The sequence below is a fragment of the Tianweitania sp. genome (assembly GCF_032053605.1).
GTDB lineage: Bacteria > Pseudomonadota > Alphaproteobacteria > Rhizobiales > Rhizobiaceae > Tianweitania.
This window is the reverse complement of record NZ_DAMBUH010000007.1, coordinates 60,637-70,626: the sequence shown is the minus strand read 5'-3', so window position 1 is coordinate 70,626 and position 9,990 is coordinate 60,637. Positions and strand designations below refer to the sequence as shown.

The window sequence follows — 9,990 nt, the reverse complement described above, 5'->3', positions numbered from 1 at the left end:
AGGCAAAATCATCCGCGAAACCCGCGCGCAGATCGCCTATGTCGCCGACTATTATCGGTACTATGCGGGTCTCGCCGACAAGATCGAAGGCGCGACGCTGCCGATCGACAAGGCGGACATGGAGGTCTGGACACGGCGCGAGCCCGTCGGCGTTGTTGCCGCGATCGTACCATGGAACAGCCAGCTCTTCCTTTCTGCGGTCAAGATAGGTCCCGCGCTTGCCGCAGGTTGCACCCTCGTCGTCAAGGCTTCGGAAGATGGTCCGGCGCCGATGCTGGAATTTGCGCGCCTGATCCACGAAGCAGGTTTTCCGGCAGGCGTCGTGAACGTCATCACGGGCTTCGGTCCGTCATGCGGAAGCGAACTCACCCGCCATCCCGGCATCGCCCATATTGCCTTCACGGGTGGCCCTTCGACAGCCGCCCATGTGGTTCGGAATTCTGCCGAGAACCTTGCGAGCACATCGCTTGAACTCGGAGGAAAATCGCCGTTCATCGTGTTCGCGGACGCCGATCTGGAAAGCGCTGCCAACGCCCAGGTCGCCGGAATCTTCGCCGCGACGGGACAAAGCTGCGTGGCGGGTTCACGCCTGATCGTCGAGGCTTCCGTTAAAGACGCGTTCCTCAGCGCCCTCAAGAAGAAGGCTGAAGCGATCCGGATCGGCGCGCCGCTGGATATGGCGACGGAAGTCGGCCCGTTATGTACAGGGCGCCAGCGCGACCATATCGATCAACTGGTTCAGGCATCGATACAGGCCGGAGCGAAACTCGTGACAGGCGGCATCGTCCGTGGCGGGGAGGGCTTCTATTATCCGCCGACCATCCTGGACTGTGACGGGGTCTCGTCGCCGTCCTTTGAAACCGAATTGTTCGGGCCTGTCCTTTCGGTTGTGTCTTTCAGCGGCGAGGCAGAGGCGATCAGCCTGGCGAACGATACGCGTTACGGTCTCGCTTCCGGCGTCTTCACGCAGAACCTGGCTCGGGCGCATCGGCTTGTGCGGGCAATTCATGCAGGCGTCGTATGGATCAACACCTACCGCGCCGTTTCGCCGATCGCGCCGTTTGGAGGCTACGGCCAGTCAGGCCACGGACGCGAAGGCGGCATCGCCGCCGCACTCGATTACACGCGGACCAAGACGGTGTGGCTCAAGACGTCGGACGATCCTTTTCCCGACCCGTTCGTGATGCGGTAAGCCATGCTTTACGAGATCCGCACCTATCGGCTGAAGAACGGCTCTGGACCGGAATACCTCAAGGCTGTCGGAGAATCCGGCATCGCCATCCAGAAGCAGCATCTGGGCAGCCTGGTCGGCTACTTCTCGTCAGAGATCGGGCCGTTGAACGAGATCGTCCACATCTGGGCCTATGAGAGCCTCGACGAACGCCAGCGCCGCCGCTCCCTTCTCGCAGCCGACCCGCAATGGCAGGCCTTCCTGCCCAGGATCCGCGACCTGATCGTGACCGCGGACAGCAAGATCATGACGCCGGCAAGCTTTTCGCCCCTGGGAGGTAGCACCGGCGCCTGAGAACTACCAAAAAAGTGGAGGAACCGAAATGAAGTACAAGATCGCCATCGGCGTTATGCTTGCAGGACTTGTTTCTGCAGGGAGCGCTTCCGCCCAGGACATGGTTTTCACCAGCTGGGGCGGCACCACGCAGGACGCGCAGCAGAAGCATTGGGCCGAAGGCTTTACGTCCGGCACGGGAGTACAGGTCACGCAGGACGGACCGACTGACTACGGCAAGCTGAAGGCCATGGTGGGCGCGGGCAACGCCACCTGGGACGTGGTCGATGTGGAGGGCGACTACGCGGTCCAGGCGGGCGACGCAGGACTGCTCGAGAAGCTGGATTTCTCCGTGATCGACAAGTCGAAGCTCGATCCCCGGTTTGTAACGGACTACTCGGTCGGCAGCTTCTATTATTCGTTCGTCATAGGCTGCAACAAGGATGCGGTAGACGCATGCCCCAAGACATGGTCGGACCTTTTCGACACGGCCAAGTTCCCGGGCAAGCGGACCTTCTACAAGTGGTCGGCGCCTGGCGTCCTTGAAGCTGCCCTTCTTGCCGATGGTGTTGCTGCTGACAAGCTGTACCCGCTTGACCTGGAACGGGCATTCAAGAAACTGGACACCATCAAGTCCGACATCATCTGGTGGGACAACGGCGCGCAGTCGCAGCAGCTGCTGGCGTCTGCTGAGGCACCGTTCGGTTCATTCTGGAACGGGCGACTGACAGCGCTCGCGCAGACTGGCGTCAGCGTCGAGACCTCCTGGACGAACAACATTACCGCTGCGGACTCGCTCGTGGTGCCGAAAGGCACGAAGAACAAGGATGCGGCAATGAAGTTCATCGCTCATGCGACGGGGGCCGAACCTCAGGCGATGTTCGCGACAGAAACGGGTTACGCACCGATCAACAAGGACTCCAGCGCCCAGATGGATGCGGAACTGCGCAAGACCCTGCCTGACATGCAGGCTGATACGCAGGTGAACTCCGACATGTCTTACTGGGCCCAGCATCGAGACGAAATCGGCACGCGCTGGTACGCGTGGCAGGCCCAGTAAAGCCGCCACCCCAATGAATGGCGGTGCCGCATGCCCGCGGCCCGCCAAATCTCACTGGAACCCGAAAAATGGCTCTATCGGCTGTGATCGGCGTGCCACTTCGAAAACCGCGTCGCGAAGCCGGGTTCGGCTACGTGGCGCCGGCGCTCGTGGTCATCGCCATCTTCTTCATCCTGCCCGTGCTCATGCTGCTGCTCCGCAGCGTGCTGGAACCCCAGCCGGGGCTGCAGAACTATGAGACGCTCCTTGGATCGACGACTTATCTTCGCGTCTTCCTGAACACGTTCATCGTCGCGGGGCTGGCTACGTTCGTCGCTGTCATCGTAGGCTATCCCGTCGCTTGGATGCTTGCGATCATGCCGGAGAAGTGGTCGAGGCTGGTTCTGGCGATCATCATCCTGTCCATGTGGACCAACCTTCTGGCTCGTACTTACGCATGGATGGTGCTGCTTCAGCGCACGGGCGTGATCAACAAGACCCTGATCGCCCTCGGACTGATCGACAAGCCCCTGCCACTGGTGAACAACCTGGTCGGCGTCACGATCGGCATGACCTACATCATGCTCCCTTTCGTCATTCTTCCGCTGATCGGCGTGCTGCGTTCGATCGATCCCGGCATTCTGCGTGCTGCGGCCCTTTGTGGAGCGAACAAGCGGCAGAGCTTCACGCGCATACTGCTTCCGCTGTCATTGCCCGGCGTGGCTGCGGGAGCACTCATGGTTTTCGTCATGTCGCTTGGCTACTTCGTCACCCCAGCGCTGCTCGGCGGCACCTCGAACATGATGCTGGCCGAACTCGTTGCGCAGTTCGTGCAGTCTCTCGTCAACTGGGGAATGGGCGGCGCCGCGGCGCTCGTGCTCCTGATCGTGACGCTTGCGCTTTATGCGGTGCAGCTGCGGTTCTTCAACCCGAACAAGGCGAGGTAAGCCATGCTGCTCGACTTCGACAAGCTTGGCGGCCTCCGTGTCTTTCTTGTCGGGCTGACCGTCCTGGTCTGCCTCTTCCTGATCATGCCGATCGTCTTCATTGCCGCGCTGTCGTTCGGCTCTTCGCAATGGCTGATCTTTCCGCCTCCATCATGGACCCTGCGCTGGTACCAGGAACTGTTTGCAGATCCGCGCTGGCTCTACTCCGCTTTGACGAGCCTGAAGATCGCTGCCATCGTCACGGTCCTGTCCGTCGTCATAGGCTTTCTGGCTGCTTTGGGCCTCAACCGCGGACGCTTCAGGGGCAGGGAAGCGCTTCGCGCATTGTTCCTCACGCCTATGATCCTGCCTGTGGTCGTTCTCGCGGTCGCGCTTTACGCGCTCTTCCTGCAGCTTGGCCTTGCAGGCACGACAGTCGCGTTCGTCATAGCCCATCTGCTTATTGCGCTGCCGTTCTCGATCATCTCGATCGGCAATGCGCTGGAAGGCTTTGACAGGTCGATCGAGGATGCGGCCGTCCTGTGCGGCGCGCATCCTTGGGAGGCGCGACTCCGCGTCACCGTGCCCGGCGTAAGCCACGGCATCTTCGCAGCCGCCATCTTCTCGTTCCTGGCTTCCTGGGACGAGGTCGTCTTGGCGATCTTCATGGCCAGCCCGACACTGCAGACGCTGCCCGTCAAGATTTGGACGACGCTGCGGCAGGATCTCACGCCTGTCATTGCCGCCGCATCCACTCTGCTGATCGCCTTTACCATCCTTCTGATGGTGCTCGCCGCCATCTTCCGCAAGGGACGCACGACATGACCGAACCCTTCCTTTCGATCCGCGACATCCGCAAGACCTACGGCAGCGTGACAGCCGTCAAGAACGTCACGATGGACGTTGCCGAAGGCGAGTTCATGACTTTCCTCGGGCCTTCTGGTTCAGGCAAATCGACGACGCTCTACATCCTGGCTGGCTTTCAAGACCCGTCCGGCGGAGACATCCTCTTCAAGGGCAAGAGCCTTCTGGCCACCCCTTCGCACAAGCGCAACATTGGCATGGTGTTCCAGCGCTACACTCTCTTCCCGCACCTGTCGGTGGGGGAGAATGTTGCGTTCCCGCTCCGTATCAGGCGCACGTCCCAGGCAGAGGTGTCGGAAAGGGTCAAGGGCGCGCTGAAGCTGGTCCGCCTCGAAGGGTTCGAGGACCGCAAGCCTGCATTGATGTCGGGAGGGCAACAGCAGCGCGTCGCACTTGCTCGTGCGCTGGTTTACAATCCGCCGCTGCTTCTGATGGACGAGCCGCTCTCAGCGCTCGACAAGAAGCTGCGCGAGGAGATCCAGTTCGAAATCCGCCGCATCCACCAGGAAACAGGCGTCACCATCCTATACGTCACGCATGACCAGGAAGAAGCCCTGCGCCTGTCCGACAGGATCGCGGTCTTCAGCCATGGCGAGATTGACCAGATCGGCAGCGGCCAGGATCTCTACGCCAATCCTGCCACTCGTTTCGTCGCCGAGTTCATTGGGGACTCTAGCTTCATCGATGCAGAGATCGTCAGCGTCGATGGAAGCGGAGCCCGCCTGATCTTGCCAGGAGGGACTAGGATCGACGGCGTGCCGACGCATGGGAGCCGCAGAAACGGGAGCAAGGCTTCGTTGATGCTGCGGCCGGAGCGCCTTTCCCTGTCCCGCGAAGCTGTCGCGGCGGGCCTTCAGGTATCCATTGGAGACATCACCTTCCTGGGAAACAACGTAGAGGTCAGCACAAGGACCGCTCAGGGCGACAGCCTCGCCGTCCGTCTGCCGTTCGGACATCAGGCGATTTCCAGCCTCAGCCGCGGCGACAGCGCCTGGCTGAGCTTCGATAGCGGCGCAGCGCACGCATTCCTCTAGGCGCTGGCTAGAAGCAAGCAATGTAGGCAAATAGAACACGCAGGATCCGTCCATGGCTATCTCAGAAACGCTGCTCACGAAGCTGAAGGATCCTTCGCTGGTCACGGACAAGGCCGTGGTTGGCAGCGAGAAAGTTGAAGAAAGCAGCCGCGGGCTTGTCTTTGAGGTCACCAATCCTTCAAACGGCGATGTCATTGCAGTTCTGCCTGATCTGGGCCGCACGGAAGCGGCGCTTGCTATCGATGAAGCGTACGTTGCCCAGAAAGCCTGGGCGAGGCGGACCGCCAAAGAGCGGGCATCCGTGCTGCGCAGGCTCCACGACCTCATGGTCGCGAACGTTGACGATCTTGCCACGATCCTGACGATGGAAATGGGCAAGCCGCTGCCGGAGGCTCGTGGCGAGATCCTATACGGTGCATCCTACATGGAATGGTTCGGCGAAGAGGCCAAGCGTCTCTACGGCGACACCATTCCTGGCCATCAGGCTGACAAGCGGATCATGGTCGTCAGGCAGCCCGTAGGTGTCGTAGCGGCGATCACGCCCTGGAACTTCCCCAACGCCATGCTCTCACGCAAGGTGGCGCCCGCCATCGCCGCAGGCTGTGCAGTGGTCTCCAAGCCTGCGGCCGAAACGCCGCTTTCCGCTCTGGCACTCGCAGTTCTCGCGGAACGAGCCGGGCTTCCAGCAGGGGTGTTCAGCGTGATCCTGTCGACGGATGCCCCAGAGATCGGACGCGAGTTCACCGAGAACGCGAAAGTGCGCAAGCTCACGTTCACCGGGTCTACCCAGGTTGGCAGGACGCTGATGCGGCAGGGGGCGGACCAGATCATGAAGCTTGGTCTCGAACTCGGCGGAAACGCTCCCTTCATCGTGTTCGATGACGCGGACATCGATGCAGCGGTCGAGGGAGCGATTGCAGCCAAGTTCCGCAACAACGGACAGACCTGCGTCTGCGCTAACCGGCTGTACGTACAGTCAGGCGTGTACGACGCGTTCGCCGGAAAGCTCGCGGCGAAAGTGGCAAGCCTGAAAGTCGGTGACGGGTTTGCAGAGGGTGTCGACGCAGGTCCGTTGATCGACCACAAGGCGCTGGCGAAGGTAGAGAGCCATATCGCCGATGCCGTAACAAAGGGCGCAAAAGTCGTTCAGGGCGGCGAAAGGGACAGCCAGGGTGGCCTCTTCTTCCAGCCCACGGTTCTGACGGGAATGACATCCGGCATGAAAGCAGCCCGGGAGGAAACGTTTGGCCCGGTTGCTCCGCTGTTCCTGTTTCACTCAGAAGACGACGTTCTGAACATGGCAAACGACACCGAGTTTGGACTGGCCTCGTATTTCTACTCCCGAGACCTTTCACGAGTCTTCCGGGTGGCGGAAGCGTTGGAGTACGGGATGGTCGGCATCAATACTGGTCTTATCTCAACCGAAGTGGCTCCCTTCGGCGGCATCAAACAGTCCGGCTTGGGACGAGAAGGATCCAAGTACGGCTTAGATGAATTTACCGAGTTGAAGTACCTTTGCCTCGCGGTCTGAGGTAGAATGCATCTTGTTCATGTGCGTAGATGCCGGCCTAAACTCTCCGTGTTCGCCATTCTTGACGCAAGCCCAATGCCAACGTCTGCTTGAAGATGACCGCTAAGGCAAACAATGGCCTGCCTGCGATGCTTGATCGCATGCATAAGGATAAGAACATTGATGCCGCGTGAAGGCTTATCGGTTGATTGGGTTAGAAGTACGGGAAGGCTGTTCGCATCCCACGGGCGAAGCCAGGGGCGAACGCCGTTTTCAAGCTGCTGAATGATGCGGTTCGTGATCTGCTGGTAGATGTCTTTCCGCTCGGACATGGCTTCTTCCTTTCGCCTGTGGGCGAAGCCTTCCCCTTCTGTTTGGGAAATGCCTCTCAGCATTTCCCTGGGCAGAGGAGGGAGGGCGAAGCCCGCCCACCGGCGCGCGATCAAGCGGGGTCAACCGGTCGCCTGCTGAAAAAACGGAAGGTTCGGGCGAAGCCTGAAAGCCGTTTTTTCAGCAGGTGACGCGGCGAAGCCGCGCTTGCCGGTTGATGCTGCGGCGCGCGATGGGAAGGCGGGAAAGAGGGGATTGTGGCCGCCCAAACGGCGGCCTCATGCAGGACCAGAGTCTCAGAGGCCCCCTCGGGATGATGTTCGAGTTTCCAAAGGAGCATCCTGGAAGCAAGTCGAAGCAGGTTTGTGGCTCATCTAGCGTAAGATCGGCGGTAACCGGCCGTGGACGGAAAATTCCTTGCAAGTCTAAAAGCCGAGTGGGTAGTGGAGCGGCTAGCTCCGATAACGACGTCCGCAGACAGACGGTAGACTGCCACCTAGACTGGCGTCCTGATCATCTGCGTTGAGACCGACCATCATGCAACTCACTCGCCTCGAGCTTTACACCCGCGTGTGCAAAAGTCCCCTCAGCAAACTCGCGCCCGAGTTCGGTATCTCTGGAACCGCACTCGCCGCGATCTGCAAGAGATACGCCATTCCTTATCCTGGCTCAGGGTACCTGGAGGATGTCGTCGATATCCTTCTCGACGAAGCCGAGCATGTCGGTGGTATGTGCCCCCTTCTTCTTTAGCAGGAAACGAATCTTAGCCCGACGCCACGGCGTACCGCTTTGTGTCTTTTCGCAGTTAAGGTGGCGGCGACGACCGCCTTGTCGTCGGCCCAACGATCGAGGATTTCGGTAAAAATCTCGCGGACGCTGGTACAGAAGTGCCGGGCCGCATCCGTGTTGACAGGGTTCAGCGCATACAAAGCGCCTTTCCAGCGGTCGCAAAGGTCTTGCGAGAGGTCCGAGAGGCAGTCGAGGATGCCCGTATCCTGCGCTGTCTCCTCGACAACCTCCTCAGCAGAAAGCGGACGGTCCGCTTCCTGGGTCCCTTTAACCGAGTAGCTGCTATCCGTCTGAGTTGCGCCCGCGAGAGAACCTTATAGCTTTGAAGATATTTCTTTGTGGATGCTTCTCGAGGCTGCGCGGATGCTTATCGAGGCAGGTGGTATAAAACGGCGAGCCAAGTTTGAACCGGATCATACCTTAACAGAACCGCTCTGACCTTCGAACCGAAGATGCATTTCAAACAACTTGCTTGCCTGCGGAGGCAGAACAACACTGCCGTTGCGGTTTTCCAGTGCTCGTCCCTGAGCAGATGACGGTGCGGTACCGCACCAAGGTTCCATACAAAGAAAGGGCGCTCCCTCCTTTTGCCATAACGCGAACATCGGAAGGTTTTTGGTAGTCATTTCGATGCAGGTGTTACCTGCTGCGAACGCAATGTTGGTGCCGACATCCTCCTCAAACACCATCGCACCAGCCTGAAACAAGGCGGGGTGCAGTGTTATACATCCATTTGAAAAAGGAGAGGTGAGGGGCCTCTTGTCTAAAAGCCCCGAGGCATCAAGCTGCATCATCTGTGGTGAAGCACGATTGCCAAGCTCTACCACATGCGTCCATCCATAAGCACCCGGCAGAGGCCAGTTGAATGCTGGATGAAAGCCGAATTGAAAGGTGATGTCCCGCGAGTCCAGATTGTCGACGATAGCGAGGCAAGTCAGACTATTTCCTTGAAGGCGATAGGCGATTTCCAAGCGGAAATCGAAGGGAAACGACTTGATGGTTTCCGGGTTGGACCTGAGTTCGAGCCTTGCCTCAGTGGCATCAGCCTCTAGCACTCGAAACAGGCTGCTGCGGGCGAATCCATGTGGAGGCATTGAATGGGGGGCGCCATCGATTGTCACCGTATCATTCGGGCTTCGGCCAATAACGGGAAACAGCAGAGGCGATCTGTCCGCCCACCAAAGAGGATCACCTTGCCAGAGCCACTCACTGGTGTCTGAAAGGGTGACGATCGATTGAAGCTCGGCGCCAAGTTCCGCAATCTGGACGCGCAGAACTCCGTTTTGAAGAACATGCATGACCTCAGCCTCGTAGGAGTCGTACACGAGCCTCATCATAAGCCGCGATGATGGGCAGCGCTTTCGCACGCACGGTGGCCGCATCATCGCCAGGACGATAGAAGGTGCTGCCGATGCCGAGAGCACGTACGCCGGCCTTCATGTAGGCTTCTAGGTTATCTGCGGAAATTCCGCCAACAGCCGCGATCACTGAAGCTTTTGGCAGGATGACCTTGATGCTCGCGATACCTGACGGGCCGAGAATGTCTGCGGGGAAGAACTTCAAGCCTGATGCTCCTGCATCAATGGCATCCCATGCCTCAGTCGGTGTCATGACACCAGGCATAGCAACCATTCCCAACTCTGCCGCCCGGGCCACCACTTGGGTACGCATGTTCGGGCTGACAAAGAGACGCCCACCAACGGCATGCACTTTCTCGACATCGGAGACCGTGAGCATGGTTCCGCCGCCGATCAAGGTCTCGTTGCCGAAGGTTTTGGCAAGAATACGAATAGAGGAAAGTGGGTCCGGCGAATTAAGCGGCACTTCGATGGCCTGTATGCCGGTTTCGATTAATGCGCCTGCTATCTGTTCCACTTCATCAGGTGTAACGCCACGCACGATAGCAACCAGATCCCGCGCCATCTTGGGCCATTGCATTGCGGTCATCTAACTGTCCTCTTAGGAAGAACGCAACGGGCGCTCATGGTACCAGC

General features: G+C 59.4%; 11 protein-coding genes. 7 read left to right on the top strand and 4 right to left on the bottom strand.

Annotated elements, in window-relative coordinates:
• The 7 genes from RTX98_RS03545 to RTX98_RS03515 form a co-directional block, all read left to right on the top strand.
• The coding region (locus tag RTX98_RS03545; protein WP_312794627.1) for an aldehyde dehydrogenase at positions 1–1,192 on the top strand (1,192 nt) is incomplete at its 5' end.
• A gap of 3 nt (positions 1,193–1,195) precedes the next feature.
• Positions 1,196–1,525 carry an NIPSNAP family protein gene (locus tag RTX98_RS03540; RefSeq protein ID WP_312794626.1) on the top strand — a complete coding sequence of 110 codons (330 nt, stop codon included), beginning with the start codon at positions 1,196–1,198 and terminating at the stop codon, positions 1,523–1,525.
• Positions 1,526–1,553: 28 nt separating this feature from the next.
• Positions 1,554–2,564: an ABC transporter substrate-binding protein gene (locus RTX98_RS03535; protein ID WP_312794625.1), complete on the top strand. Its 1,011-nt coding sequence runs from the start codon at positions 1,554–1,556 to the stop codon at positions 2,562–2,564.
• Between the two features lie 68 nt (positions 2,565–2,632).
• Complete coding sequence (locus RTX98_RS03530) at positions 2,633–3,490, top strand: ABC transporter permease (protein ID WP_312794624.1); 858 nt, start codon at positions 2,633–2,635, stop codon at positions 3,488–3,490.
• Between the two features lie 3 nt (positions 3,491–3,493).
• A complete protein-coding gene (locus RTX98_RS03525) occupies positions 3,494–4,294 on the top strand; it encodes an ABC transporter permease (protein WP_312794623.1) in 801 nt (266 codons plus the stop codon).
• Positions 4,291–5,367, top strand: coding sequence for an ABC transporter ATP-binding protein (locus RTX98_RS03520; RefSeq protein ID WP_312794622.1), 1,077 nt, complete (start codon positions 4,291–4,293; stop codon positions 5,365–5,367). Before RTX98_RS03525 ends, RTX98_RS03520 begins: the two co-directional genes overlap by 4 nt.
• A gap of 52 nt (positions 5,368–5,419) precedes the next feature.
• Positions 5,420–6,898 (top strand): NAD-dependent succinate-semialdehyde dehydrogenase, encoded by a 1,479-nt coding sequence (locus RTX98_RS03515; protein ID WP_312794621.1) that lies wholly within the window; start codon positions 5,420–5,422, stop codon positions 6,896–6,898.
• A 17-nt stretch (positions 6,899–6,915) separates the two neighbouring features.
• Here RTX98_RS03515 and RTX98_RS03510 read toward each other — a convergent pair whose 3' ends face one another.
• The 4 genes from RTX98_RS03510 to RTX98_RS03495 all read right to left on the bottom strand — a co-directional run bounded on the left by RTX98_RS03510 (position 6,916) and on the right by RTX98_RS03495 (position 9,943).
• The gene (locus RTX98_RS03510) at positions 6,916–7,209 is read right to left on the bottom strand and encodes an ArdC family protein (RefSeq protein ID WP_312794620.1); all 294 of its coding nucleotides are present in this window, start codon (positions 7,207–7,209) and stop codon (positions 6,916–6,918) included.
• A gap of 744 nt (positions 7,210–7,953) precedes the next feature.
• Complete coding sequence (locus RTX98_RS03505) at positions 7,954–8,136, bottom strand: hypothetical protein (RefSeq protein ID WP_312794617.1); 183 nt, start codon at positions 8,134–8,136, stop codon at positions 7,954–7,956.
• Between the two features lie 273 nt (positions 8,137–8,409).
• Positions 8,410–9,294, bottom strand: coding sequence for an aldose 1-epimerase family protein (locus RTX98_RS03500; RefSeq protein ID WP_312794615.1), 885 nt, complete (start codon positions 9,292–9,294; stop codon positions 8,410–8,412).
• Positions 9,295–9,298: 4 nt separating this feature from the next.
• Positions 9,299–9,943 (bottom strand): 2-dehydro-3-deoxy-6-phosphogalactonate aldolase, encoded by a 645-nt coding sequence (locus RTX98_RS03495; protein ID WP_312794613.1) that lies wholly within the window; start codon positions 9,941–9,943, stop codon positions 9,299–9,301.
• Between the last annotated feature and the right edge of the window lie 47 nt (positions 9,944–9,990).

What these genes read in the sequence shown, in the direction of transcription:
- RTX98_RS03540 (WP_312794626.1), top strand. Translation starts at nt 1,196, where the DNA reads ATGCTTTACGAGATCCGCACCTATCGGCTGAAGAACGGCTCTGGACCG.
- RTX98_RS03535 (WP_312794625.1), top strand. Translation starts at nt 1,554, where the DNA reads ATGAAGTACAAGATCGCCATCGGCGTTATGCTTGCAGGACTTGTTTCT.
- RTX98_RS03530 (WP_312794624.1), top strand. Translation starts at nt 2,633, where the DNA reads ATGGCTCTATCGGCTGTGATCGGCGTGCCACTTCGAAAACCGCGTCGC.
- RTX98_RS03525 (WP_312794623.1), top strand. Translation starts at nt 3,494, where the DNA reads ATGCTGCTCGACTTCGACAAGCTTGGCGGCCTCCGTGTCTTTCTTGTC.
- RTX98_RS03520 (WP_312794622.1), top strand. Translation starts at nt 4,291, where the DNA reads ATGACCGAACCCTTCCTTTCGATCCGCGACATCCGCAAGACCTACGGC.
- RTX98_RS03515 (WP_312794621.1), top strand. Translation starts at nt 5,420, where the DNA reads ATGGCTATCTCAGAAACGCTGCTCACGAAGCTGAAGGATCCTTCGCTG.
- RTX98_RS03510 (WP_312794620.1), bottom strand. Translation starts at nt 7,209, where the DNA reads ATGTCCGAGCGGAAAGACATCTACCAGCAGATCACGAACCGCATCATT.
- RTX98_RS03500 (WP_312794615.1), bottom strand. Translation starts at nt 9,294, where the DNA reads ATGCATGTTCTTCAAAACGGAGTTCTGCGCGTCCAGATTGCGGAACTT.
- RTX98_RS03495 (WP_312794613.1), bottom strand. Translation starts at nt 9,943, where the DNA reads ATGACCGCAATGCAATGGCCCAAGATGGCGCGGGATCTGGTTGCTATC.